Here is a 24,486-nt window from a genome sequence, read left to right on the forward strand (position 1 = left end):
ATTATTCAAACTAATTCCGGATGTTAAAGACATTTATTGAACGACCGGTATTATCTACCGTCGTGTCTATCATACTCACATTGCTGGGTTTGTTATCACTCTATTCCCTGCCCATTACCTTGTTCCCGGATATTGCGCCGCCAACCGTACAGGTCACGGCTACATATCCAGGTGCAAATGCAGAAGTTGTTGCGAGGGCTGTAGCCACTCCGCTTGAAGAAGCCATTAATGGCGTGGAGAACATGACTTATATGACTTCCACCTCAAGCAACGACGGCACCATGACCCTGAACGTTTTTTTCAAGTTGGGTACTGATCCCGACCTGGCTTCAGTGAACGTGCAGAACCGCGTATCAAAAGCGGTCAGCCAGGTGCCTGTGGAAGTTGTGCAGGCCGGGATCTCCACACAGAAGCAGCAGAACAGTATGATCTTCGTGCCGTTGGTTTTCAGTACAGACAGTTCTTACGACGAAACATTCCTGCAGAACTATTCCAAGATCAATATCATCCCGGAAATCCAACGGGTACCTGGTGTGGGCCAGGCAATGGTATTCGGCGCCAAGGATTATTCAATGCGGATCTGGCTTAAACCTGACAGGCTCACGGCCAACAACCTGAGTACCCAGGACGTATTGAATGCGATCAGGGAACAGAATATCGAGGCAGCACCGGGCCGGTTTGGCCAGAGCAGTAAAGAATCATTCGAATACATCCTGAAGTACAAAGGCAAATTGTCTAAGAACCAGGAATATGAAGAGATCATTCTCAAGGCTGATCCCGATGGTTCCGTAGTAAAACTTAAAGACGTTGCACGGATTGAATTCGGCGCATTTTCCTACAGTGCAAATACGATGATAGCCGGCAAGCCTGGTATCGGGATTGCGGTATTCCAGACTGCCGGATCAAATGCCAACGATATCCTCACAGAAGTAGATAAGGTGATGAAGAAGGCGTCACAGTCATTTCCGAAAGGCATCGAATACTTCAATATGTACAATGCCAAGGAATTTCTTGATGCGTCGATAGACCAGGTAAAGGAGACCCTGATTGAAGCGTTTATACTCGTATTCCTGGTAGTGTTCATTTTCCTGCAGGACTTTCGCTCGACGCTGATCCCTGCCATTGCAGTACCGGTCGCGATCATCGGCACTTTCTTCTTCATGCAGCTGTTTGGATTTACAATCAACCTGCTTACTCTCTTTGCACTGGTACTTGCCATTGGTATCGTTGTGGATGATGCCATCGTGGTGGTGGAGGCTGTGCATTCCAAAATGGAGCGAACGAAACAGTCGGCGCGACAGGCCACGGTGGAATCAATGAGTGAGATTTCGGGTGCCATCATTTCCATTACACTGGTAATGACCGCAGTATTTGTACCGGTTGGATTCATTCAGGGACCTGCCGGTGTATTTTATAAGCAGTTCGCATTCACGCTTGCGATAGCTATCCTGATCTCAGCCCTGAATGCACTGACGCTTAGTCCTGCACTTTCAGCGCTGCTCCTGAAAAACAATCATTCACATGACGAGGGCCATACTGTTGTGCAGAATGGTTTTGGTGCCCGATTCTTTAAAGCATTCAATGCCGGTTTCAAGGCAACAACAGATAAGTATAAACGAAGCCTCCAATTCCTGTTCCGGCACAAGTGGGTTGCCATTGGCGGATTGATCGTGGTAACCCTTTCCAGCTTCTGGTTGATGCGGACCACACCATCAGGTTTTATACCTACGGAAGACCAGGGCTTTGTGATCTATTCAGTTAACCTTCCGCCCGGAGCTTCGCTCGACAGAACGGAAAAGGTGATGGCGAAAGTGGACAGTCTCCTGCAACAGGTGGAGGCAGTTGAGCGGCGGGGTGCTGTAAACGGGTTGAATATCGTTGCAAACGCAAACAGTTCAGCATACGGCGTAGGATTTATCAGGATGAAACCAGTAAAGGAACGCGGCCCCGTAAAAGATATCAATGAGATCATTGGAGTGCTTAACCAGAAATTCAGTGTGATCAAAGAGGCAAGTATATTCCTCTTCGTTTATCCGACAATCCAGGGATTTGGTAATACAAGCGGCTTTGAATTCATCCTGCAGGACAGGACGGGCGGACAGCTGGATAAGCTTGCAAATACGGCATATGGACTGATCGGTGCATTAATGCAACGTCCGGAAATCGCCTATGCGTTTACCACCTTCAATACCGGTAATCCGCAGTATATGCTCGACATAAATGAAGCCAAGGCAAAGCAGCTGGGTGTTTCAATAAGTGAGCTCATGCAGACATTACAGGTGTATTACGGAAGCAGCCTTGTATCCGACTTCAACCGGTTTGGTAAATACTACCGGGTTATAGTGCAGGCTGATATCCCTTACCGTGCCGAGCCAACTTCACTTAATAACATTTATGTAAAGAACAACTTGGGGCAAATGGTGCCTGTGAATAACCTGGTTAGCCTGCAAAGGGTATTTGGTCCGGAGACCGTTAACCGCAACAACCTGTTCAATGCAGTTACAATCAATGGTATGCCCAAACCGGGATATAGTTCAGGTGATGCCATCAAGGCGATCGAAGAGGTTACCGCAGAATTCCTGCCGCGGGGATATACTTACGAATGGGCTGGTATGACAAGAGAAGAAATTGGTGCGGGATCGCAAACGATCTTCATTTTCCTGCTGAGTATCTTGTTTGTTTACTTCCTGCTTGCTGCACAATATGAAAGTTATATCCTGCCGCTCTCGGTGATTCTTACTATTCCGACAGGCATGCTTGGAGTGTTTGCATTCATCAATCTGGCTGGAATTGAAAACAATATCTATGTGCAGGTGGGATTGATAATGCTCGTCGGATTGCTGGCTAAGAATGCGATCCTGATCGTAGAGTACGCGCTTCAGCGCAGGAGAAACGGACTCACACTTGTTGCCGCCGCACTGGAAGCTGCACAGCTGAGGTTAAGGCCAATCCTTATGACATCGTTCGCCTTCATTGTAGGCCTGCTTCCCCTTACATGGGCATCAGGTGGGTCAGCACTGGGTAACAGGTCAATCGGTACCGGGGCATTGGGAGGAATGTTCACGGGGGTTGTCCTGGGTATATTCATTATCCCGGTATTGTTCATCATCTTCCAGTACCTGCAGGAAAAGGTTAGTGGAAAACCAGTAATTAGTAATGGTCAATAATCAGAATGTATGTTAATCAGATTCATAAATAGAAAGATAAACCTGATAATGCTTGCTGTGCTGTTCATTTCAGCATGTAAAGTGGGACAGAATTATAGCCAGCCAGATCTGAAATTGCCGGAAAGCTTTTCAGACAGCCGGTTGTCAGATACTGCCGGAAAAAGTTTTTCTGACACAAGCAGTATAGCAAATCTTGAATGGAAACGATTTTTTTCGGACACGGTGTTAGTGTCGCTGATCGACAAGGGGCTCAGGTACAACAATGACCTGCTCATCGCACTCAGGAGGATCGACGTTGCCCAACAGCAGGTGAGGCAATCGAAAGCACTTTGGTATCCTGAAGTAAACCTGCAGGTGACAGGCCAGTATAATCATCCGTCAAAGAACAGTTTGAACGGGGTAAGTGCCAACAGCTTTCTTGGTAAAAGTCATATCGAAAATTACCTCGTCGCTGTAAACCTGTCGTGGGAGATCGATATCTGGGGAAAGATCAGCAGGCAGAAAGAGGCTGCACTGGCTGAGTACGTGCGTACTAATGAAGCAGCGAAAGCCATACAGACCCAATTGGTGGCGGGCATTGCGCAGGGCTACTACAACCTGCTCATGCTTGATCTGCAAAAAGATATAACGATGCGGAACATCCGCATCCGCGATTCATTTCTGGTAGCGACGAAACTACTGCGGAACGCAGGTGTAACTACTACACTTGCGGTGCAACAGGCAGAGTCACAAAAACAGAGTGCAGAGTTGCTGATTCCCGTATTGGAACAGGATATCGCACTGCAGGAGAATGCATTGCAGGTACTGACCGGGCAATATCCGGGCGCTGTTTCACGAAATGCATCGCTGAACTCATTTGACCTTTCTATTGATCTTTCCGCCGGTTTGCCGGTTGCCCTCGTAAGCAGGAGGCCGGATGTGCGTGCAGAAGAAATGGCGCTTGTTGTAGCCAACTCCCAGGTCGGGATTGCACAGGCTAATATGTACCCCGCGCTGAATATTTCAGCAGGCGGTGGACTGGAATCATTTAAAGCCAGCAACTGGTTCAATATGCCGGGTTCACTGTTTGGTATCGCGGCAGGTACAATTGCGCAACCGGTGTTTCAACGCAGGGCGTTAAAGACTGCATACGAGGTTGCCAAACTCGAAAGGGAACAGGCCGTGTTACGGTTCAGGCAGACAGTTCTGGTTGCCACGACGGAAGTAAGTGATGCACTCGTAAGGGTGGATAAGCTGAAAGAGCAGCGACTTATTGCAGGCGCACAAACGGACACGCTTAACCGGGCTGTCGACAATGCCCAGTTACTTTTCCGGAGCGATATGGCCAACTATCTCGAGGTGCTGAATGCCCAGGGCAGTGCACTTCTCGCAGAACTGAACCTGGCCCAGGTTCAGCGGCAGCAGGTGAGCGCTGTGGTTGACCTGTACCGTGCCCTCGGCGGTGGCTGGAAGTGATTTCACCCATTTGACCAATATTCACCCGTCGGGTGGCACCCGACGGGTGAGATGAAGCCCCTGGTTTTTTCACTAAATTCAAGGTGATAAAACCAGGGGCTTTTATGATAAGAAGTATTCTATCAGTTGTGGGCGGACTTGTTGCCGCTGGCATTGTGGTGTTCATCGTGGAAACAATCGGCCAGAAGGTGAACCCGCTGCCACCGGATTTCCAGATGGAGAGTCGCGAAGAACTGGAAAATTATATCAGCAAACTGCCTCTTTCCGTAATAATTCTGGTATTGGTCGGCTGGCTGGCCGGCGCGTTTGCCGGCGGTATGGTTACAACCCTGATCGACCAGCCCAACGGCAGAAGAAATTCTTCGATCACCGGAGGCATCTTCCTGCTGGTTTGTATCGCAAATCTCTTCATGATCCCATCACCCCTCTGGATGTGGATTGCAACTCTACTTCTGGTTGTTCCTATGGTGCTGCTTGGACAGCGGGTAATCAGGAGACGGCTGTAGCGGAATTCACGAGGTGAATAATGGTCTCAACAGTATTGCGGATCGCTGTAACAGATGAAGGCTTGGGAAGATATTTTACAGCACCGTTCTTATAGGCCTCAGTTATGTCCGAAAGGTGATTGGATGTGGTCAGGATTAATACCGGCAAATGCTGGATCGCTTCATTATTCTTGATGTATTTGAGAACATCGCGACCATGAACCTTTGGGAGATTAAGATCAAGTATAATGATATCCGGATGGGTGTTGATCTTCGACAGGTGCTCAACTGCATGCTGGCCATCGGTAATGACGTCCATTTGGCAGGTAACCTCCTGCTCTTTCAGCGCGTCCTGCAACAACTCAATGTCATCCTGGTCGTCTTCAATATAGAGTATCTTAAAACTGGTTTTCATCGAACTGTAAAATTACAGACTTTGGGCCTTCAGCCAGGTTAATATTTGGCTGGCTGACCAGGTTTGGGCGTTGATTTCAGGATAAACTGGCGGATATGTTCATTACTGTTAATCAGGTCTTCTTTGCGCAGGTACATCATGTGCCCGCTCCTGTAACCCTCCCAGCTCATCCTGTTTTTCAGTTTGCCCCCGGGGTCCATTTGCCACATATTGTATTTTGCGTTAAAGTAATCGCAGGCGCCATCATAATAACCGGATTGCACCAGCACATGCAGGTAGGGATTTTCGGCCATGGCCCTGCGTAACGCCTCACCGGTTTGGTCATTTGTCCTGTCCCACGGATGAACAGGCCCGAACATATTATACTTCAGGTCGGTCTTATAATTCAGCTCTTCCCTGAGGTACATATTGATCGGGGGAGTGAAGGAGTGCAGCCAGGAAGTAAGTTCCGCATTGAAATCCGGCCTTTCACCGGCGTCCATTTTATCAATCCCGATATACCTTGAGTCAAGCCGGCCAACAGTTTGGCCTTTTTCGCGAAGCAGTTCCTTCCAGAAAAAGTTAACCGGTACATTGAGATTATACTGGAGGATCACCTTTTCGGAAATTCCGGAATATCGTGCCATACGTGCGGCAAGCTGCTTCTTTTCAGCATCTGTAAGAAGGTGTCCCTTATGCATTGCCGGCATCAGCACATTCATAGTAAAATCTTCCACTTCCGGAAGCATTGCGTTAAGGTCTTTTTGCTGAAGATCTGCAGGCTGCATTTTATGGAACCAGGCGGTTGCAGCAAAGTAGGGGAGCCGAAGGGCAGCTTCGGTTGCACCGTCACGTTCGATTCCCAGTTCTGTAGGGGAAACCAGGACCACGCCATTCAGGTACATCCATTGTGACTCCTGGAGTTCCAGGGCGAGGCCACTAACCCTTGTCGTTCCATAGCTTTCCCCAACCAGGTACTTGGGGGATGACCACCTGTTATTGCGGGAAACAAAAGTATTGATCCACTCCGCGAGGTATTTGATATCAGCATTCACACCAAAGAACCGGCTCCGTGGTGTTTCCTTGTTCGTTATCCTTGAGAAACCGGTATTAACCGGGTCAACATAAACGATGTCAGCAACATCCAGGATAGAATAGGGATTATCCTTGAAGCCATAGGGCTGCACAGGGTAACCTTCATCATCAATTTTGAGAATTCGCGGGCCTGTATAGGCAAGGTGCATCCAGACAGATGCAGAACCCGGGCCACCATTAAATGAAATGACAAGCGGCCGGGCACCCCGGTCTTTCACGTCAGTCCGTTCGTAGTAAGTGTAGAATAGTCCGGCAATTGTCTTTCCCTCCTCATCCCACACAGGCAGCGTACCTGCAACCGCCTTATAAGGAACCCGCTGGCCCTTGATGTTCACCTCATGATTGGAAGTGATGAAGGAGTCGGGGTTGAAAACCTGGCTGGAAGGCTGAACCTTCTCTTCCTTTGCGACAGGAGTAACATTTGCTTTCGGTTGGGCATAACAGATAGCTGCACTGTTCATGGCTAAGAGCAGCAGGGCGTGACTTGCTTTCATTGACGGTCGTTAATGGAAAAATTCAAACATAAGGATTATTACGATACCACTTTACCCATAAATGGATCAGTTTTGCCCGGTTTGCCGTTTTCTACGCGTCCCGTGAATCGTTTTTCAAAATCACGGTTACCGCGCTGGCGGACCGAAAGATCGTACCAGTTATGTGACGACGCAAGCGAAATTACTATGGCGGCCTCAGCACCTTTCTGCCCGGACGCGGAGATGTTAATGGTCCTGGCCGCACCGCCATAAGCATTGTCAGTTATTTCAACTACCAGGGCTTTGTTTCCTGTATTACGCAGCGAAATAACCACGTTCCCGGTGAGCTGGGCCGGCTTGCCTTTTTGCCGTTCATATTGTAAAAGAACTTCGAACGAAGGGTCGTCGGCACTTCCCCTGAATTCACGGTGGAAGCCATTGGGACCATAAACTGCAAGGTGGTATTTTCCTTCTGCGAAATCTGCCACCGGCCATTGTTCCTTTAATGAATTCCCTGCGCTTACTGTATAGGACCAGTTTCTTCCTTTTTCGTTCTTGTATGCACGGTATGCATAGATGCTGAAGGGGGAGCCACAGGATGCGTCACCGAATACTTCTGAGCCGGCACTCATTTCGATCTCTACGTTTTTTTTATCTGCGCTGGTTTTCCCATTTGCATATAGTTCGTATGAAAGGGCACATGAAGAACGGATCCCTGGTTCCTGCTTCGGCAGTAATTCCGATCCACCAGGATCTTTCCTGATCCCGGAAATTTCGTCGTTGCCAAGCTTCCTGAAATTGGAAGGGACAGGTTTGAATTTTGCGTTGTGAATGCTTTCCAGGAAAGGTTCGCGTACAACAGGCTGAGGTGCGTCGGTTTTTTCGCCGTTCCACTGGCGGAAGGCCGAGGTGAGATTGCCACAAATTGTCTTTCGCCAGGTGCTGATATTCGACTCGGGAATTTTCTTCCCGGTTTTTGCTTCAAGGAATGTTTCGAGAAAGCGGAGTGAAGAAGTATGGTCAAATACTTCCGAGCATACCCAGCCTCCACGTGTCCACGGGGAAGCTATGACAAGGGGAACCCGGTATCCCAGGCCTATCGGGCTTACCCGCGCATAATCGGGATAGGTTTGTTTGTCCCTGCGTACAAATTCATCCCCGGTATGTATACCAGTTGTCCGCCCCGTAGAAGGATCGTCCGGATCGGGGGCGACAAATGGTGGCACATGGTCGAAGTAGCCATCATTTTCGTCGTAAGTCAAAACAAAGATCGTTTTCTTCCAGACTTCAGGGTTCTTTGTGAGAATGTCCATCACTTCGCTGATGTACCAGGCGCCATACCATGCCGCACTGGGATGATCAGAAAAGTTTTCGGGTGCAACAAGCCACGATACCGTTGGTAAATTGTCATTCTTCACATCTTCCCTGAACTGAAATAATATATCTCCCTTTGGCATTTTCATGGTGCGTTCAATATCCCCATCCCTGTACTTCAGATCATCGAGTTCGTGGTAGTCCGGATCATTCCTGTTTGTTGTGAATGCTTTTTCATGTATTGCTTTTTCCCGGGCAGGCAAGTTCTCAAACTTCAGGCTCGTGTAATTCTTCTGGTCTTCTTTATTTGCAGCCAGCGCATTTTTGAGTTGTCCGATCCGTTGCTGCAATTTTTTTTCATCTTCTGTGCCTGCCGCTACCGATTTAAGTTTCTGTTCGCTTTCCGTGATTTCCGCAACAAGTTTTTCCGCAGCCCTGGGGAGTTGCCGGATATATTCTGGCGACATCTTAACCCGGTATTGCTTCAGGTATTCCAACGGGTTGTCACCGAAGTTTGACAGCCAGGGTTCTTCTTCTCCTTCAAAACCAACATTTACATAGAGTTCGTTCTGGTATATTTTCCAACTGATTCCTGCGTCTTGAAGCCGCTCGGGGTAACTGGTCCAGTCCACCATTGTTTGATGATCTGCATCTTCATTCCATACATTCGCTTTTGCTTCACCGCTTTGTTCCTTCCGGATCGTTCCCGTCCAGAAGTGCAGCCTGTTTGGCGTGGTGCCGGTGAGGGATGAACAGAAGTTCTGATCGCAGACGGTGAACGCATCTGCAAGCGCATAGTAGAAGGGGATGTCTTCGCGTGAATAGTAGCCTAAAGTAAGTGGCATTCCTTTGTATTCATCAATCCATGACGGCTTGAAGTGCAGCCACTTGTCGTATTTGCCGTTATTGCGGGCATCGACCTGGTCAGACCAGGAGTGTGGCAGCGAGCTCATCCATGTCGCTTTCGTGTCTTTTATGTTGAGACGGAAAGGTGCATAGGTATTACCATCCTTGTCCGATTGAAGCCAGACAGGATTGTCGTCAGGCAGCCGGATCGCGCGTGGGTCATTGTAACCACGAACGCCCTGCAATGTTCCGTATGTGTGGTCGAAAGAACGGTTTTCCTGCATCAGGAAAACGATATGTTCGGCATCCTTCCAGGTGCTTCCCTGAGCAGGATCTATTGCGAGTGCCTGTTGAATGGAAGCAGGCAGAATATTAATGCCAGCTGCGCCGCCGATAAATGAAGCTTTCTTCAGAAACGATCTTCGTGTATCCATTCGGCAATTTAAACATTACAATGGCACTTTGCCACCGCTTTGGGCTGATGCGTAAATGGCCTGGACGATCCTGATATCCCGGCGACCTTCATCTCCCGGTACTAGAAGTGGCTTGTTTTCCATAATTGCTTTGGCATCATCATCCATCTGCCTGGTCTGTTGCCAGGGGATTTCGTAGGGGTGATGGATCCGGCCCAATGGACTGTTGCCGCTGAGACCTGAATAAGCTGAATAGGGCGACATCTTAAGGGTTCCTTTTGCACAGTTTATGTCCAGGAAATTGATATGCTCGCCGAAACTTGTTTTTATGTCCGCAATTACTCCACCTGGAAATTCAAGTTTCGCTACAACCGTTTCGTCCAGGCCATTTTTATAAATTTCCGGACGGGTGGTGGATGTGGTAGCAGAAACAACTGCAACAGGCTCCATGCCGGAACCGAGACGGGCTCCCTGGATGGCGTATACACCCATGTCAAGCAGGGCGCCGCCGCCCATTTCCTTTTTCTGTTTCCAGTGATCAGTCCGGTTATCGCGATAACCCGCGGCAGCCTGTACCGATTTTACTTTTCCCAATTGCTGTTCCCTGATGATTTTCCGGTATTGCATTGTGTTGGGCTCATGGTGAAGCCGGTATCCGATCGCAAGTGTCCGCTTGTTATTACTGCAGGCTTCAATCATGTCCGAGCATTCCTGCTCTGTTATGGCCATCGGTTTTTCGCACCAAACGTGTTTGCCCGCATTTGCGGCCCGGATCACGTATTCCCTGTGCATTGACGGGGGTAGAACAATATATACCACGTCGATATCGGGATTATTGGCGATGCTGTCGAAAGTCTGGTAATTATAAATGTTTTTGTCCGGGATGTTGTACTGCTTTTTCCATTTCTCTGCTTTTTCAGGTGTTCCTGTAACTATGCCCGCGAGATAACAGAATTCCGTCTTTTGAAGTGCTGGGGCCAGCAGGTCTGTGCTGTAATACCCGAGTCCTACCAACGCCACCCCGAGCCTGTCTTTCTTGCGACGGGGAAGTGCAAATAGTCCTGACCTGCTAAGCAGTATGGCGCTGCCAGCAATGGAAAGATCCCTGATAATCTGCCGGCGGGAGAGCTGTTTCATGCTGTATGCCTTTGGTGGAAAGCTAAAATTACATGAAAAAATGTTCATATATGACCTTGCCGTCACGCGTTTCGTAAACGCAAAGTTCTGCCATGTTGATCCTGTCTTTTTCTTTCATTTTCAGGTCCATGCTAAGTACGAATGCTATTGCATGCGAGGCGACAATGGGGTCGGAAACGGTAATGGCGTACACAGTCTCGACCATGTTATAGAATTTTTTCCCCTTTGAGAGAATCGCTGGCAGTCCCCTGGTTTCCTTCTCAAAGTTTTCCGTTTCGACCGGTTCAATAGTTACAATGCTTTCATCATAAAGCTCTTTCTGCGCGGTTTCAAAATCGCCTTTCCGGCATAACTCAACCAACCGGTCTGCAATTTGTTGTGTTGTCATGATTTCATTTTTGGTGTGCATATGAGATTCACAACAAAGCACCTGCCACAATCAGTATCTTTAGTTTATAACATCATCAGTATGCGAAAGGTCATCCTCCTTTTTTGTCTTTCTGTCTTTGCCACAGTTTGCAGCCTGGCCCAGTCAGCTTCCCATACAGTGGTACTCTCGAACATTGCCAATAAGAAAGGGCAGGCGTATGTCGCCTGGTACAAGACCGATAGCCTTTTCATGGATGAATCCAGATATTTTCTGCGAAAAATCGTAGACATTAATGGCGCTTCAGAGCTGAAGATCCCATTTTCCGACATCCGGGCGGGAATCTATGCAATTGCGGTTTTCATTGATGCAAACGGGAATGGTAAACTGGATAAGGGAATGTTCGGCATCCCAAAGGAAAACTATGGCTTCTCCAACAATATTTACCCTGCAACCCGGGCAGCTACATTCCAGGAAGCCAGCTTCGAAGTGGGCGACCATGCTGAAACCATCAACATACGACTCAAATAATAGTAAATAGTCCCGAAAGTGATTAAATTAGGGACATGACTGCTTATCCGGCATCCAGAATAAATGCCATTGATGTTTTACGGGGTATTGTCATGATCATCATGGCACTCGACCATACCCGTGATTTCTTCCATATTACAGCATTTACGGACGATCCACTAAACCTGGAGACGACAACCATACCGCTTTACTTCACGCGGTGGATCACGCATTTCTGTGCCCCGGTGTTTCTATTTCTTTCTGGTACATCGGCCTTCCTGTCATCACGGAATAAATCCAAAGAAGCTGCCAGCGCCTTCCTGATAAAAAGAGGGCTTTGGCTGGTATTCATTGAAATTACGGTCATTACTTTCGGCCTGACTTTTAATCCTTTCTATAATTTCATCTTCTTCCAGGTTATATGGGCAATTGGATGGAGCATGGTTCTGTTAGGGTTGTTCCTTCGTTTTTCTTACCGGGCCATTCTCATCACCGGGCTCCTGCTGTTTTTCGGTCACAATCTCACGAACCATTTACCGCTACCAACCGAAAGGTCCGGCGGCGAACCTGCTAAAGATCCTGCTCACAGCCAGTGGCACTATTCTGCGGATAGATGACCAGCATTTCATCGGCGTATTCTATGCGATACTTCCCTGGACGGGTGCGATGTTTGCCGGCTATGCATTCGGTAATATCTACGCTCTCGATTTTACATCAGCAAAGAGGAGGCAGATCCTGCTGTTGCTTGGTGGCGGCCTGGTATTGCTCTTTATTGTGCTCCGGATGGTCAATCATTATGGAGATCCTGTGCCTCGCAAAATTTATCCCGATACCACGAGAACGATCCTTTCCTTCCTGAACACAACAAAGTATCCGCCTTCACTGATGTATCTCTGCATGACCATTGGGCCTGGAATCCTCGTTTTGGGATTGCCGGAGAATGTCCGGGCCGCCTGGACAAATGTTGTCAGCGTTTACGGTCGGGTACCGTTATTCTATTTTGTTTTTCACTTCTACCTGATCCACCTGCTTTGCATGGTGTTTTTCTTTGCAACCGGTCACACCCTCAGCCAGGCCAGTGATCCGAATTCCCCGTTTTTGTTCAGGCCCGCCAACTTCGGTTATAGCCTTCCGGTAGTGTATCTCGTCTGGTTCTGCGTGGTTATGGTTTTATACCGGCCCTGTAAGCGATACAGCGAATACAAGTTAAGCCATAAAAAGTGGTGGCTGTCTTATGTATGAGGTTGAACGGCCGGGGCAATTCACCTATTCACTGCATATGGAAATCACAAATGGATTTCCTATGCTATTCATTTATTTATTTCTTCAAACAATGCTTTAAATGTGGAGTCTTTCGAATAGTTCTTCAGGTACTGTGATGCTGGTGACCAGACAGTTTGCATAACGCCAAGGAACCTGTCGCGCATTTCGGGAGTAGACTGGTTTCTGAACCTGGCCATATCGCGTACCTGTTCAACTGCAACAGCAGGGCGATTCCAGGTGCAGGTGATCACTTGCAGTCCTTTTGTGGCAAAATAGACTGCAGTCTTGTCCGGCCGCTCGTAATGCCAGTCGCAGATCACGACGTCGCGGGGAATCATATCGATGGCGCGATGTGTATCGTTGAAGCTTGCCTCCCAGCCGCCAATACCTGTTGTTTTGCCATCGATAAGCCTGTCGCCCCAGATCCAGAGCTTCCTGTTCTTTGCAGCCAGATGATCCCTGATCTTCTGAACCTCGCCGGCGAAGAGCTGTGATTTATCCCGGCCTTTGCACCTGGGGCATTTTGCATCGCCGAGATAAAAGACTTCGTCCATGCCTGCATGAAAGGCGGTGGCATTAAAGGCGTCACAGATTTCATCTACCAATGCAAACACAATCTTGTGAACATCGGGGTGGAGCGGGCAATAGCTCTTGCAATACAGGCTGTCCGCATTCGGCCACTCATATTTGACCGGCATTTTTACCCACGGAGTTTCGTCAAGTTGCGGATATACCTGTAGCAGCTTGCCCGTATATCCTGCCCAGCTCTGGTGCCCGAGCAAATTGATCTGCGGAATGATCATTATGCCTGCCGCTGTTGCAGCGCCTGACAGCTGGCGGGCCTCTTCCCTGGTCAGGAAACTTGTATCAACCAGCTCAGGATGGCTTTTATATGCATAGTGGTAATCGATGCGCAGGATCAGTGTGTTGACTTTCCGCGGCACCAGTTCTTTCTGCATGAATACGATAAAGGAATCGAGATTTCTGCTGACGGGCGATGCAATCGCAAATGCCCTGATAGGAAAATCACTGGCAGCGGGCGATTGAGCATTGGCTCCTTTATGCAACGCAAATAACAATAAAATTAAATATGACAAATATCTCATGTAAGGAAGGTAGAAGTAAAAATGCAAAAGGAAAAATGAAGCTGGAGAAGGTTCTTTTTTTAACGTAAGTGCGCAAGTGGAATGCGGGCTTTAAACAGCTTGGACGTCATGATGGAAAATTGCTGAAACCCTTACTGGTTAACGGTTTTAAGTTTTCTTTAAGGCGTTTGCAGTAAACGAAACACGTAAAACTTGTGTTGCAGGCGCAAAAAGCGCATATTAGTTTTGTGTCAGATTTGATGATACACATCGCCACAGTTGCTTCAGGAATCTCTTCCAGGCAGCATCAATCTCACGGTTGCCCATCCATTTGAAAGTGTCCAACGACTGCTCCATCGAAGAATTTAAATTAAAGTTTTTAACCTAAAAGTTAATGTTATGAAAAGCGTAAATGCAACCGTAAAATCTATCCTTTCTGCAGTAGCTCTCGTAGCTGTTCTCGTACTGAATGCAGGAACTGCAAAGGCTAACAATGAGAAGCCTAAGTCTGTTGAAGATCGTATCCCCGTTGAAGTTAAATATGTTGGAAGCCTGAATCAGCAACCGGTTCTCGAGATCAGCCTCGATAACGCAAATGCTGAAGACCTGTCTGTAACGCTTAAGGATATGGACGGAAACGTACTGTACTCCGGCAATTTCAACGAGAAAAAGATCTCTAAAAAATTCCAGTTTGATAACCAGGGTTCTGACAACATCCAGATTAAGCTCACTATTTCTTCAAAGAAGAAGAGCTATACTGAAGTGTTCCAGGTAAACAGGAGCCGCCAGGTTGTTGAAAATGTGGTGATCTCTAAACTCTAAATTCGCCGCGGTATAGAGACGCGAAACGCAGTGGTTATATTGTTTTTGTGATAGCGCCGGCATTGTATTCATGCAGTGTCGGCGCTTTTTTTATTGCTGACAGGAAAGCATTATTTTTAGCCATATGAAACCTGTTAAAGCACTGTTAGCTGTAATCTTTACTCTTGCGTACGCTATCACAAACGCACAACTTCGTTTACCAGCCATCATTTCTTCGGGGATGGTTCTTCAGCAAAAAGATTCGGTATCCCTCTGGGGGTGGGCGGGTCCCGGTGAAAAAGTATATGTAACTACGGGGTGGGATAACCGCACCGATTCCACTATCACCACAAATCTCGCTGCATGGAACCTTAAGGTGATGACTCCTTCGGCAGGCGGACCTTACAACATCAGGATCAGGAGCCATAACACCATCCAGCTTGATGATGTAATGATCGGGGAGGTATGGATATGTTCCGGTCAATCAAATATGGAATGGAGTTACCTGAGCGGTACGTCAGATATTGCATCCGAGTTTCCCCAGGCTAATAACCGGAACCTCAGGTTTTTTCATGTTCCAAAGACAGGGGCGGACCGTCCGCAGGATGATTTGAAAGCATCATGGGCAGTTTGTGACTCTGTCAATATCAGATCATTCAGCTCGGTAGGCTATTTTTTCGGCCGCAGGCTCCAGCAGGACCTCAACGTTCCTATCGGCCTGATCAATGCATCCTGGGGTGGTACCCCGGCGGAGACCTGGACTCCTGAAGATTTAGTATTGCACGACCCTGTATTGCGGTCAGCTTCCGCAGAACAAAAGCCCTTTCCCTGGTGGCCCAGTCTTCCGGGCCAGGCCTTCAACGGAATGATTGCACCCCTCACCAAATACCGGATTGCCGGCGCCATCTGGTACCAGGGTGAAAGTAATACCGGTACCTGGTCCAGTTACAGACACCTGTTTACTACTATGATCGATTCATGGCGGAAAGCTTTCCATAAGGACCTCCCGTTTTATTATGTGCAGATTGCTCCATACAAGTATGGCCAGACGAATATTGGTGCATTGCTGCAGGAGTCCCAGACCAGGTCCATGGCCCATCCCAATACCGGAATGGTTGTGATCACCGACCTTGTGGACAATGTAAATGACATACATCCTTCCCGTAAACGCCCGGTTGGTGAAAGACTGGCGGGTTGGGCGCTTGGAGCTACCTATGGCAAAGCAGGCCTGGCTTACAGAAGCCCGGAATTAGCCTCTGCAGTCCAGGAGAAAGGCAGGATAATCCTGCGGTTTAAAAATGCACCCGGGGGATTTAAAGTGAATGGCGGCGAGGTTACCGGGTTTTACATTTCCGGTGAATCCGAGGCCTGGTTCCCGGCAAAGGCAAAGGTGGAGAAAGATAAGATCATTGTCTGGAGCCCGGACGTGAAAACTGCCCGGTTTGTCCGGTATGGATTTGGTAACACAATCATCGGCAATGTGTCGAGCGTGGAGGGTTTACCGATAGTTCCATTCCGTACGGATGACTGGCAGCCTGAGATAAAAGAAGTGAAGTAAACTTATTGACTTCAACTAATAAATCACCATAAGAAAATGAAATTTCTCTCCCTTGCCTTTTTGTGTTGTTGCCTGTTGCCTGCATTCGCACAAAAAAGCCGCGACCGGAATGTTTACCAAATGATGGTATATCACTTCAATGCTGCACAGGAACAGGGACTGGATAGTTACCTGGAAAAAGACCTCCTACCGGCAATCCGGCGTGCGGGCGTGAAAAAAGTTGGCGTGTTTAAGCCTGTTGCCAATGATACCGCCACGACAAAGCGCTTATTCGTGTTTGTTGCCCATAAGAACGGTACCGATGCAGTAAAGCTGAAGAGCGTGCTGGAAGCCGACAAATCATACCAGCAGCAGGCTGCGGCCTTCCTGCAGGCACCGCATGACAAGCCTTCATTAGGGAGGATCGAGACTGTCCTGATGCAGGCATTTCAATTTGCACCGGAGCCAACACTGCCTTCGCTTACAGGCACAGTGAATGAGCGCATTTATGAGTTGCGCAGTTATGAATCGGCAAGTGAAAAGTTATACAAGAGCAAAGTGCATATGTTTAATGAAGGGGGAGAAATCGAATTGTTCAAACGGCTTCAGTTCAACGCAGTTTTTTATGGAGAAGTGATAGCAGGTTCCAGAATGCCCAATTTCTTTTACATGACCAGCTTTAACAGTATGGCTGACCGTGATGCGCACTGGAAAACTTTCGTTGATGACGCAGAGTGGAAAACACTTTCCGCCAAACCGGAATACCAGCACAATGTGTCAAGGATCGAGATCACGCTGATGCATGCCACACCATACTCGGACTTTTAAGCCATTATTCACCTACTGACTTATTCAACCTGGTATCTGGTTGTATTTGGGTTGAAGTTTCTCCAGCTGTGCCAGAATTCCTGGTAAGCCTGCAATTTTTGTAGCTTGTTTCCCTTCAGTGGTCCGTCTATGCACAGGCCATCCATGTTCCAGGATGAATGGGTGTCCAGGTCCTGTAGCTGATCGCCAGCGGGAGACAACGAGAAGTGCATTGCACGTCCTTCGAGTGAGCGGTTCCAGGCATGGAAGCTGGCGCTGTCTTTTTCAACTACGATCAGCAACGGCATTGAGCCGGCAGAATCTTCTATAAGTTTCTTTTGCAGCACGAGATTCCAGTCATACGCCCTTGCGAAAGAATGGTTCTTGACACCAAGGACCCATGACTTGAATTTCCATGACCCGCTGTCCCGCTTTTCGAGGCTGCTGCTTATCGTGCCTTTATCAAAAGCCTCAAGATCCTTGTAGTGCCTGAGATAATTGCTGTCGGGCTGCATTACAAGTGCTTCCGGATACTGGGCAAGCCAGCTTTGAAGGCTCGCCTGCCGGGAGGGAATCTCGCGAAGGCTTTGACCAGCAAGCGGCCCGGCAATAGCCCGTCCGGTTGCCTGTTGCCACCAGCTTCCGGTCGTTCCGTCTTCAAACATGGCATTAAAATGATCCATGCCAACCAGGCGGAAAGATTCCGGCCGGCCATTGATCTCGGGACTAAATACTCTTCCTGTACGGCACACGGTACAATAGGTTATCATGACGGGAACATTCCCGATCGTATCCCTGACCTGGTGATGGTAACCTATCAGCTGAACCGGGTATGCTTTTGCTTCGCCATTCATGGAAACGCCAATGACAAGCCTGTCTGCCGCGATCTTATTGCTTCCTGATTTTACCATTGACAATGTCGAGGGCTGATGAAACATCGTATCGGCCTGGAACCGGTAATTGAAAAAGTAAAACAGGACCACGTAGGCTACCAGGGAAAATATAGTTAGAATTCTTGCCGGCTTCCCGTACTTCCGCCATACAACCCATGAGAGTATTGCCAGGGATACCAGGAGGAACAATCTTATCCACGTTATATTGTGATGCAGCCAGTATGCTATTCCAACCGTATTTATTTTCTGGCTGCCGGGAAATGGCATGATCAGGTACACCCTTGCGATCTCAAATACGAAAAGCAGTAATATACAGAGGAAGAGCAGTGAACGGCGCATAGAAGAAAATTACTTTACCGGTAAGCTATATCATTTCAATAAAATTATTACAACTAATTTCGCGCCGTCAATATTGTTGAATCAATCTGAATAATCATGCATTTCCAGGTATTCCCAGCGAGTGTTTATATAGAAAGAAGGCGCGAACTGAAAAATAAGGTCGGGTCAGGACTTATCCTGCTGATGGGTAATGAAGAGACCGGAATGAACTATAAGGACAATACTTATCACTTCCGGCAGGACAGTACATTCCTTTATTATTTCGGGCTCGATGTTGCAGGGCTGGGAGCCGTGATCGATGCGGATTCCGGTGATGAGATCATCTTCGGTAACGAACTGAGCATGGATGATATCGTGTGGACGGGTGCCCTTCCTTCGATCAGGGAAATGGCAGTTCATGTGGGAATAAAAAATACGAAACCGTATGCCGAACTCGGGAAGCTGATTATTAACCAGTCTGCAGATGGCCGCCGGATCCATTTTCTTCCACCATACCGGGCTGAAAATGCCATTAAAATTGCCACCTGGCTGCAGGTTCCGGTAAGTGCCGTACAGACGCTTAAATCCGTAGAGCTGATCAAAGCCATCGTTTCACAACGTTCCATAAAAGATAAATTTGAGGTAGAAGCCATCGAGTCAGCGGTGTCAACTTCGGCTGACATGCATTTCGAAGCTATGCACAGAGCAGCGCCCGGAATGAAAGAGTATGAACTCGCTGCAAAGGTTCAGCAGGTAGCATATACTGCCGGTGGTTCATTGTCGTACCCGATCATTCTCACGGTTAACGGCCAGGTGTTGCACAACCATTACCATGGTAATACCATGCAGGATGGCCAGATGGTGCTTGTTGATGCCGGTGCAGAACAGCAGATGCATTATGCGGGTGACCTGACAAGGACATTCCCGGTCGGCAGGAAATTCTCGACTCGCCAGCATGAAATGTATGACGTGGTGCTCAACGCCCTCGAATCTGCTACGGCGATGCTGAAACCGGGTGTAAAGTTCATCGACATCCATGCTGCTGCCTGTGAGAAACTGCTGCAGGGGTTAAAGTCTGTGGGCCTGGTTAAAGGAGATCCGGCAGAAGCTGTTCAGGCAGGTGCACATACTTTATTTTTTCAGTGCGGACTGGGTCATATGATGGGCCTGGACGTCCATGATATGGAAGACCTTGGTGAGGAATATGTCGGCTACAGTGAGCAACTAAAAAAGAGAACCGATTTCGGCTGGAAATCACTTCGCCTTGGCCGGGAACTTGAGTCGGGATTTGTACTGACAGTTGAGCCTGGTATTTATATGATCCCTGAACTGATCGACAGGTGGAAGGCGGAAAATAAGCTGCCCGATTTCATCAATTATGAAGCTGTTGAGCAATTCCGTGATTTCACCGGGATCCGGATCGAAAACAACTTCCTCGTGACTGACGAGGGGTATCACCGTCTCGGTAAATACCTGCCGGATACAGCGAAGGAAATTGAATCGATCCGTGACCAGTATTGCTGATCAGCCGGCGCCCAGTTCCATTACCGAAATCGGTGTAATGATGCCATTTGTGTCTTTGACCAGGATCTCAGATTGATGCACACACCAACGGGATACGGTTTCAATAAATGTTTTGGCCATCAGCCGTTGCGGAGTTGTCAGCACAATCGTTTTGCCTCGTTCAAGAAAGTGCAACACCAGGCTGGATAAAGCGGGAAAGGACGCAGGCTCATAATTGACATCGCTAAGCAGGAGAAGATCCGGATCATAATCGAATGAAAGACAGTTCCAGTCGATCACCGCTGTATGAAGGCCGGCCAGTCCATTCAGTTCTGCAGACATCCGGATGACGTCTGTTGCCTCCTCGTTGTAATCGCTGCAAACAATTTCCCTTGCATACCTTGCTGCAAAAACGGACGGTAATCCAAGGCCGGCCGCCAGTTCAAGCACCTTCATGTTGCGAACAAGCTGGAGATTTTCTTCAAGGTGCAAAGCCATTGCCACAGCAGATGGCCATATCCGTGACCAGTATGGAAACTGCGGTGAGCTTCCCGCAGCCATCTCGCGCTGATACCGGTCTTTAATTGCATCCTGGTCCGGTACCACCAGTTGCACGGTATGCGACGACAATGATACACGCTCAATGATAACTGGTAAACTGAACGCCAAGATGATAGAGGTTGTGCCGGCAAATCTATTGATTGTAAGGGGCATTTCTTATATTAGGAGAAGCAAGAATGATGTTCCCCATCCCTTAAATAACGATATGCTTGTAACCGAAACCAGCTCCCGTTCGGAGCAACAATTGTCCTACGGAAAGTTTTCGATGTATGCCCTGCGCATTTCCCTGATCGCTGCATTGGGAGGATTCCTGTTCGGGTTTGAAACCGCTGTGATCTCCGGTGCCGAAAAAACCATCCAGAAGCTGTGGAGCCTGAGTTCCGGCTGGCAGGGATTCACCGTTGCCTCAAGCCTTATAGGAACAGTCATAGGTTCACTGCTTGCCGGATATCCCGCTCAACGATTTGGCAGGAAGAAAACACTGATGGGGATAGCCATGCTCTACCTTGTCTCAGCCATCGGGTGTGCACTGACCGGTAAGTGGATCCTGTTCGTGATTTCCAGGTTCATTGGTGGACTTGCTGTGGGAGCTTCATCTGTTGTAGGCCCCATGTATATTGCCGAAATCGCGCCTGCCCCGATGCGTGGCAGGCTGGCCGGCTCTTTCCAGCTGAATATTGTTTTTGGCATTTTTGTCGCATATACCTCCAATTTCCTGTTCCTGGGATTAGGCGACGATTCGTGGCGCTGGATGCTTGGCGTTATGGTGCTGCCGGCAGCGCTTTTTGCCATCCTTCTAAGGACAATCCCGGAAAGTCCGCGATGGCTTGTTCTCAATAACCGGGATGAAGAAGCCCGGAAGATCTTTGAACGGACTGGCGACACAGAGGCTATGAACAATATTATGGAAGAGCATACCCTTGCTGCAGGCGGCACAAAAGAAAGCCTGTTCAATGGGCGATACCGGAAACCGATTATGTTCGCTGTGTTGTTGGCTATGTTCAACCAGCTGGCTGGCATCAATGCAATATTGTATTACGCTCCGCGCATCTTTGAAATGGCGGGCTTCGGGCAGGAAAAGGCATTTCTTCAGCCCGTTTATATCGGGGCTGCCAACCTGCTGTTCACCCTGCTGGCTATGTCGCTTATAGACAGGTTTGGAAGAAAGACCCTGCTGATCATCGGCTCATTCGGGATGATCCTGTTTCTCGGCCTAACCGCACTTGCATTCAGGGAAAGTGCCACTGGCAATACCAACGTGCTGTATTATCTCATCGGCTTCATTGCCTTCTTCGCCTTTTCACAGGGTGCAGTGATCTGGGTATTTATTTCCGAGATTTTTCCGAACTCTGTCCGCTCACAGGGCGGAGCCTTGGGCAGCTTCACACATTGGATCATGGCGGCCATCATTTCATGGACTTTCCCCGTTATTGTGGAAGGGTCGGAGCGGGGTGGATACTATTCCTTCCTTTTCTATTGCGTAATGATGGTTTTGCACCTGCTGTTCGTCTGGAAGTTCCTGCCCGAAACAAAAGGGAAATCACTTGAACGGATACAGAAGGAACTGGGCATAGAATAAAAAAACAATTCAAACTAAAGTTGAATACATGAGTGAGCCAATCTGGGGCATCGACCTGGGAGGGACGAAGATCGAAGGGGTAATATTGCCTTCCCTCGATGAACAGGAGCCATTGGTACGTACCAGGGTGCATACGGAATCGGCAAAAGGTTACGATCATATCATAACCCGGATAGGGCAGCTGGTAGACGAAATGAAATCGCGAACCGGGCTTAGTCCGGCAAAAATTGGTTTTGGAACACCGGGCGTGCTTGACCCTGTGCTGCAAACCATGAAGAATTGCAACAGTACGGCATTGAATGGCCGGCCGTTGAAGAAAGATCTTGAAGAAGCTCTCGGCATACCTGTAGTACTGGCCAACGATGCCAATTGTTTCGCGCTGTCGGAAAACCATTGGGGTGTCGTAAAAAGAAAATTCCCCGGGGCAAGGATGGTGTTTGGGATAATTATGGGAACGGGCGTCGGTGGCGGGATCGTGATGGATGGAAAAATCTGGGAAGGTCGCCAGGGTATAGCAGGAGAGTGGGGACATATCTACCTCGACCAGTCGGGAGGCCCGTGTTATTGCGGGAAATCCGGATGTGTGGAAACAATCCTGAGCGGACCTGCGCTTCAGCGTTATTACCGGCAGGCAAGCGGGAACGACCTTAACCTGCGCCAGATAGTCGAACGGTCATTGCAGTCAGATGATGCGGCCGGCCACCTTACACTTGACCGGTTGCACCTGTTTTTCGGAAAAGCGGTTTCAATTGTTACCAACCTGCTTGACCCGGATGTGATTGTGGTGGGCGGCGGGGTCGGGAACATCGATTCAATCTATACCCAGGGAATCGACTCCCTCAGGAAATACATTTTCAATAACAGGCTCGACGTGCAGGTGGTAAAGCCTGAACTTGGCGACAGTGCCGGCGTTTTTGGTGCAGCTGCGCTTGTGGCTTAGCTATGACCCGCATTAACTATTTTGCAGTATGAGTTCGGTTTCGCATTTCTTCTATTGGGCCAGTTTGGTGATCATCGTTTACACCTATGCTGGGTATGGATTCATTATGGCATTGATCGCCGCATCCAGGCGAAAGCTGGTAAAGCCGGATAATGAGTCCGGCTACCACCTACCGCTAACGGTTGTCATACCCGCATTCAATGAAGCCCCTGTAATTGGCGCCAAAATCAGGAATACCCTGCAGTTGAATTATCCAAGACAGCTGTTCCAGGTCCTGGTTATTACAGACGGATCCACGGACGGTACAGATCAGATAGCCGCTGCCTTCCCCCAGGTTACGGTAATGCATGACCCGATACGGAAAGGAAAAGCCGCCGCAATAAACCGGGCGATGACAGCGGTTGACTCAGAACTGGTGGTTTTAACCGATGCCAATACACTAATCGATCCCGAAAGCCTGCGCTTACTGTCGGCCCATTACCGGGATGAAAAGGTGGGGGGCGTGTCCGGCGAGAAAAAAGTTGTTTCTTCCGATGCGTCGGACCTGAGCAGCGAAGGGGAAGGCCTCTACTGGAAATATGAATCCCTGCTGAAAAAGCTCGATGCCAGGGCGGGGACTATTGTGGGTGCCGCGGGAGAATTATTTTCCTTTCGGGCGAAGTTATTTGAACCACTCGAGGAGGATACGATCCTGGACGATTTTGTTTTGTCGCTGCGGATCTGCCTGAAAGGTTACAGGGTAGCTTATGAACCGGCGGCATCTGCACTGGAAACAGGTTCCATTTCTATACCGGAGGAAGAAAAGCGAAAAATCAGGATCTGCGCGGGCGGATTCCAGGCGATTAAAAGAATGCCAGGTTTATTCGAATTCTCAAAGCATCCCATGCTTACTTTTCAATATATATCGCACCGGGTGTTCCGGTGGACATTTGCACCTGTATCCCTTATCCTTATATTATTTACCAATGTTATATTAGTCATTAACGATGCGGGAAGCTGGTACCGGTTTACACTGGTTCTGCAGGTTATAGCTTATTCGGCCGCCCTTGCGGGCTGGATCGGTGCAAGAAATAACCGAAAACTCCCCCTTGTTTACATCCCCTATTACTTCCTGTTTATGAACTGGTCGGTCTTCACCGGGTTTTACCGGTTTCTCCGGAAAAAGCAGTCAGGCGCCTGGGAAAAAGCGAACCGCTTAACCATTCCCGTTAATTAAGGTTTAAACGCTTTTAGGGGCGTTCGGGTAGTTTTCCCCACTATTAAAAATTAATTCAGGATTCATTTCCGGGAATGGAAATTAATACTATTTTTACCCCACGAACCGCCTCTACTATCTCTGATTTCTTCCACAGATCCTAAGAACACCTCCAATTAGTAGTTTGCTTTAAAAATAATCTGGTTATTGTATTGCCAGGTAAGTATCGTTGTCCGTTATACCCATTGAAAGCCGAATTCGTTCCAATTGCGCTCCTATTGAAAGATTGAGTTAATCAAACTTAATTATTCAAGGATGAAAAGAAAGATACTAGTGATCACGGAGAGC

21 protein-coding genes are annotated in these 24,486 nt (G+C 48.4%); 13 read left to right on the forward strand and 8 right to left on the reverse strand.

Going from position 1 to position 24,486, the window contains the following annotated elements; translation table 11 throughout:
- Positions 1 to 20 precede the first annotated feature (20 nt).
- From OI18_RS04275 to OI18_RS04285, 3 genes are all read left to right on the forward strand, one after another.
- A complete protein-coding gene (locus OI18_RS04275) occupies positions 21 to 3,167 on the forward strand; it encodes an efflux RND transporter permease subunit (protein ID WP_039137490.1) in 3,147 nt (1,048 codons plus the stop codon).
- 9 nt (positions 3,168 to 3,176) lie between these two features.
- Positions 3,177 to 4,622 (forward strand): efflux transporter outer membrane subunit, encoded by a 1,446-nt coding sequence (locus OI18_RS04280; RefSeq protein ID WP_039137491.1) that lies wholly within the window; start codon positions 3,177 to 3,179, stop codon positions 4,620 to 4,622.
- A gap of 104 nt (positions 4,623 to 4,726) precedes the next feature.
- Positions 4,727 to 5,128, forward strand: coding sequence for a hypothetical protein (locus OI18_RS04285; RefSeq protein WP_152616721.1), 402 nt, complete (start codon positions 4,727 to 4,729; stop codon positions 5,126 to 5,128).
- Here the strand turns inward: OI18_RS04285 and OI18_RS04290 are convergent.
- The 5 genes from OI18_RS04290 to OI18_RS04310 are packed head-to-tail and all read right to left on the reverse strand — an operon-like array spanning position 5,112 to position 11,167.
- A complete protein-coding gene (locus OI18_RS04290; RefSeq protein WP_052272856.1) occupies positions 5,112 to 5,522 on the reverse strand; it encodes a response regulator in 411 nt (136 codons plus the stop codon). The two genes, OI18_RS04285 and OI18_RS04290, sit on opposite strands and share 17 nt — an antisense overlap.
- Positions 5,523 to 5,560: 38 nt before the next feature.
- Positions 5,561 to 7,090, reverse strand: coding sequence for a S10 family peptidase (locus tag OI18_RS04295; RefSeq protein WP_039137493.1), 1,530 nt, complete (start codon positions 7,088 to 7,090; stop codon positions 5,561 to 5,563).
- A gap of 38 nt (positions 7,091 to 7,128) precedes the next feature.
- Entirely contained in the window at positions 7,129 to 9,663 is a 2,535-nt protein-coding gene (locus OI18_RS04300) for a phosphocholine-specific phospholipase C (RefSeq protein WP_039137494.1), read from the reverse strand.
- 15 nt (positions 9,664 to 9,678) lie between these two features.
- A complete protein-coding gene (locus OI18_RS04305; RefSeq protein WP_039137495.1) occupies positions 9,679 to 10,779 on the reverse strand; it encodes a Gfo/Idh/MocA family protein in 1,101 nt (366 codons plus the stop codon).
- A 28-nt stretch (positions 10,780 to 10,807) separates the two neighbouring features.
- Positions 10,808 to 11,167, reverse strand: coding sequence for a SnoaL-like domain-containing protein (locus OI18_RS04310; protein ID WP_039137538.1), 360 nt, complete (start codon positions 11,165 to 11,167; stop codon positions 10,808 to 10,810).
- Between the two features lie 81 nt (positions 11,168 to 11,248).
- Between OI18_RS04310 and OI18_RS04315 the strand changes: the two genes are divergently transcribed.
- From OI18_RS04315 to OI18_RS24960, 3 genes are read left to right on the forward strand one after another with little or no spacing between them, the layout of a single operon-like run.
- Positions 11,249 to 11,677 carry a DUF2141 domain-containing protein gene (locus OI18_RS04315; RefSeq protein ID WP_152616722.1) on the forward strand — a complete coding sequence of 143 codons (429 nt, stop codon included), beginning with the start codon at positions 11,249 to 11,251 and terminating at the stop codon, positions 11,675 to 11,677.
- Positions 11,678 to 11,712: 35 nt separating this feature from the next.
- Positions 11,713 to 12,273 carry an acetyltransferase domain-containing protein gene (locus OI18_RS24955; protein WP_039137496.1) on the forward strand — a complete coding sequence of 187 codons (561 nt, stop codon included), beginning with the start codon at positions 11,713 to 11,715 and terminating at the stop codon, positions 12,271 to 12,273.
- Between the two features lie 49 nt (positions 12,274 to 12,322).
- Positions 12,323 to 12,898, forward strand: coding sequence for an acetyltransferase domain-containing protein (locus OI18_RS24960; protein WP_240312716.1), 576 nt, complete (start codon positions 12,323 to 12,325; stop codon positions 12,896 to 12,898).
- A 68-nt stretch (positions 12,899 to 12,966) separates the two neighbouring features.
- Here the strand turns inward: OI18_RS24960 and OI18_RS04330 are convergent, their stop codons facing one another.
- On the reverse strand, positions 12,967 to 14,025 hold the full coding sequence (locus OI18_RS04330; RefSeq protein ID WP_039137497.1) for a family 20 glycosylhydrolase: 1,059 nt from the start codon (positions 14,023 to 14,025) through the stop codon (positions 12,967 to 12,969).
- A 378-nt stretch (positions 14,026 to 14,403) separates the two neighbouring features.
- Between OI18_RS04330 and OI18_RS04335 the strand changes: the two genes are divergently transcribed.
- The 3 genes from OI18_RS04335 to OI18_RS04345 all read left to right on the forward strand — a co-directional run bounded on the left by OI18_RS04335 (position 14,404) and on the right by OI18_RS04345 (position 17,170).
- A complete protein-coding gene (locus OI18_RS04335) occupies positions 14,404 to 14,826 on the forward strand; it encodes a hypothetical protein (protein WP_039137498.1) in 423 nt (140 codons plus the stop codon).
- 124 nt (positions 14,827 to 14,950) lie between these two features.
- Positions 14,951 to 16,363 (forward strand): sialate O-acetylesterase, encoded by a 1,413-nt coding sequence (locus OI18_RS04340; RefSeq protein ID WP_039137499.1) that lies wholly within the window; start codon positions 14,951 to 14,953, stop codon positions 16,361 to 16,363.
- A gap of 36 nt (positions 16,364 to 16,399) precedes the next feature.
- Positions 16,400 to 17,170, forward strand: coding sequence for an NIPSNAP family protein (locus OI18_RS04345; protein WP_039137500.1), 771 nt, complete (start codon positions 16,400 to 16,402; stop codon positions 17,168 to 17,170).
- Positions 17,171 to 17,190: 20 nt separating this feature from the next.
- On the opposite strand, the gene OI18_RS04350 is transcribed toward OI18_RS04345, so the two are convergent.
- A complete protein-coding gene (locus OI18_RS04350) occupies positions 17,191 to 18,381 on the reverse strand; it encodes a DUF3179 domain-containing (seleno)protein (protein WP_039137501.1) in 1,191 nt (396 codons plus the stop codon).
- 96 nt (positions 18,382 to 18,477) lie between these two features.
- Between OI18_RS04350 and OI18_RS04355 the strand changes: the two genes are divergently transcribed.
- On the forward strand, positions 18,478 to 19,884 hold the full coding sequence (locus OI18_RS04355) for an aminopeptidase P family protein (RefSeq protein ID WP_039137502.1): 1,407 nt from the start codon (positions 18,478 to 18,480) through the stop codon (positions 19,882 to 19,884).
- Here the strand turns inward: OI18_RS04355 and OI18_RS04360 are convergent, their stop codons facing one another.
- Positions 19,885 to 20,577, reverse strand: coding sequence for a class I SAM-dependent methyltransferase (locus tag OI18_RS04360; RefSeq protein WP_082037851.1), 693 nt, complete (start codon positions 20,575 to 20,577; stop codon positions 19,885 to 19,887).
- A 52-nt stretch (positions 20,578 to 20,629) separates the two neighbouring features.
- On the opposite strand from OI18_RS04360, the gene OI18_RS04365 reads away from it, so the two are divergent.
- Genes OI18_RS04365 through OI18_RS04375 form a run of 3 tightly spaced genes read left to right on the forward strand, consistent with a single transcriptional unit; the run spans position 20,630 to position 24,159 of the window.
- Positions 20,630 to 22,003 (forward strand): sugar porter family MFS transporter, encoded by a 1,374-nt coding sequence (locus OI18_RS04365; RefSeq protein WP_072038953.1) that lies wholly within the window; start codon positions 20,630 to 20,632, stop codon positions 22,001 to 22,003.
- Positions 22,004 to 22,031: 28 nt separating this feature from the next.
- Complete coding sequence (locus OI18_RS04370) at positions 22,032 to 22,943, forward strand: ROK family protein (protein ID WP_039137504.1); 912 nt, start codon at positions 22,032 to 22,034, stop codon at positions 22,941 to 22,943.
- Positions 22,944 to 22,971: 28 nt separating this feature from the next.
- The gene (locus OI18_RS04375; protein WP_039137505.1) at positions 22,972 to 24,159 is read left to right on the forward strand and encodes a glycosyltransferase family 2 protein; all 1,188 of its coding nucleotides are present in this window, start codon (positions 22,972 to 22,974) and stop codon (positions 24,157 to 24,159) included.
- Positions 24,160 to 24,486: the final 327 nt, after the last annotated feature.

It is taken from the genome of Flavihumibacter solisilvae, from assembly GCF_000814475.1.
GTDB lineage: Bacteria > Bacteroidota > Bacteroidia > Chitinophagales > Chitinophagaceae > Flavihumibacter > Flavihumibacter solisilvae.

Excerpts from the sequence above, each read along its gene's own strand:
- OI18_RS04275 (WP_039137490.1), top strand. The coding sequence starts at position 21 with ATGTTAAAGACATTTATTGAACGACCGGTATTATCTACCGTCGTGTCT.
- OI18_RS04280 (WP_039137491.1), top strand. The coding sequence starts at position 3,177 with ATGTTAATCAGATTCATAAATAGAAAGATAAACCTGATAATGCTTGCT.
- OI18_RS04285 (WP_152616721.1), top strand. The coding sequence starts at position 4,727 with ATGATAAGAAGTATTCTATCAGTTGTGGGCGGACTTGTTGCCGCTGGC.
- OI18_RS04290 (WP_052272856.1), bottom strand. The coding sequence starts at position 5,522 with ATGAAAACCAGTTTTAAGATACTCTATATTGAAGACGACCAGGATGAC.
- OI18_RS04295 (WP_039137493.1), bottom strand. The coding sequence starts at position 7,090 with ATGAAAGCAAGTCACGCCCTGCTGCTCTTAGCCATGAACAGTGCAGCT.
- OI18_RS04300 (WP_039137494.1), bottom strand. The coding sequence starts at position 9,663 with ATGGATACACGAAGATCGTTTCTGAAGAAAGCTTCATTTATCGGCGGC.
- OI18_RS04305 (WP_039137495.1), bottom strand. The coding sequence starts at position 10,779 with ATGAAACAGCTCTCCCGCCGGCAGATTATCAGGGATCTTTCCATTGCT.
- OI18_RS04310 (WP_039137538.1), bottom strand. The coding sequence starts at position 11,167 with ATGACAACACAACAAATTGCAGACCGGTTGGTTGAGTTATGCCGGAAA.
- OI18_RS04315 (WP_152616722.1), top strand. The coding sequence starts at position 11,249 with ATGCGAAAGGTCATCCTCCTTTTTTGTCTTTCTGTCTTTGCCACAGTT.
- OI18_RS24955 (WP_039137496.1), top strand. The coding sequence starts at position 11,713 with ATGACTGCTTATCCGGCATCCAGAATAAATGCCATTGATGTTTTACGG.
- OI18_RS24960 (WP_240312716.1), top strand. The coding sequence starts at position 12,323 with ATGTTTGCCGGCTATGCATTCGGTAATATCTACGCTCTCGATTTTACA.
- OI18_RS04330 (WP_039137497.1), bottom strand. The coding sequence starts at position 14,025 with ATGAGATATTTGTCATATTTAATTTTATTGTTATTTGCGTTGCATAAA.
- OI18_RS04335 (WP_039137498.1), top strand. The coding sequence starts at position 14,404 with ATGAAAAGCGTAAATGCAACCGTAAAATCTATCCTTTCTGCAGTAGCT.
- OI18_RS04340 (WP_039137499.1), top strand. The coding sequence starts at position 14,951 with ATGAAACCTGTTAAAGCACTGTTAGCTGTAATCTTTACTCTTGCGTAC.
- OI18_RS04345 (WP_039137500.1), top strand. The coding sequence starts at position 16,400 with ATGAAATTTCTCTCCCTTGCCTTTTTGTGTTGTTGCCTGTTGCCTGCA.
- OI18_RS04350 (WP_039137501.1), bottom strand. The coding sequence starts at position 18,381 with ATGCGCCGTTCACTGCTCTTCCTCTGTATATTACTGCTTTTCGTATTT.
- OI18_RS04355 (WP_039137502.1), top strand. The coding sequence starts at position 18,478 with ATGCATTTCCAGGTATTCCCAGCGAGTGTTTATATAGAAAGAAGGCGC.
- OI18_RS04360 (WP_082037851.1), bottom strand. The coding sequence starts at position 20,577 with ATGCCCCTTACAATCAATAGATTTGCCGGCACAACCTCTATCATCTTG.
- OI18_RS04365 (WP_072038953.1), top strand. The coding sequence starts at position 20,630 with ATGCTTGTAACCGAAACCAGCTCCCGTTCGGAGCAACAATTGTCCTAC.
- OI18_RS04370 (WP_039137504.1), top strand. The coding sequence starts at position 22,032 with ATGAGTGAGCCAATCTGGGGCATCGACCTGGGAGGGACGAAGATCGAA.
- OI18_RS04375 (WP_039137505.1), top strand. The coding sequence starts at position 22,972 with ATGAGTTCGGTTTCGCATTTCTTCTATTGGGCCAGTTTGGTGATCATC.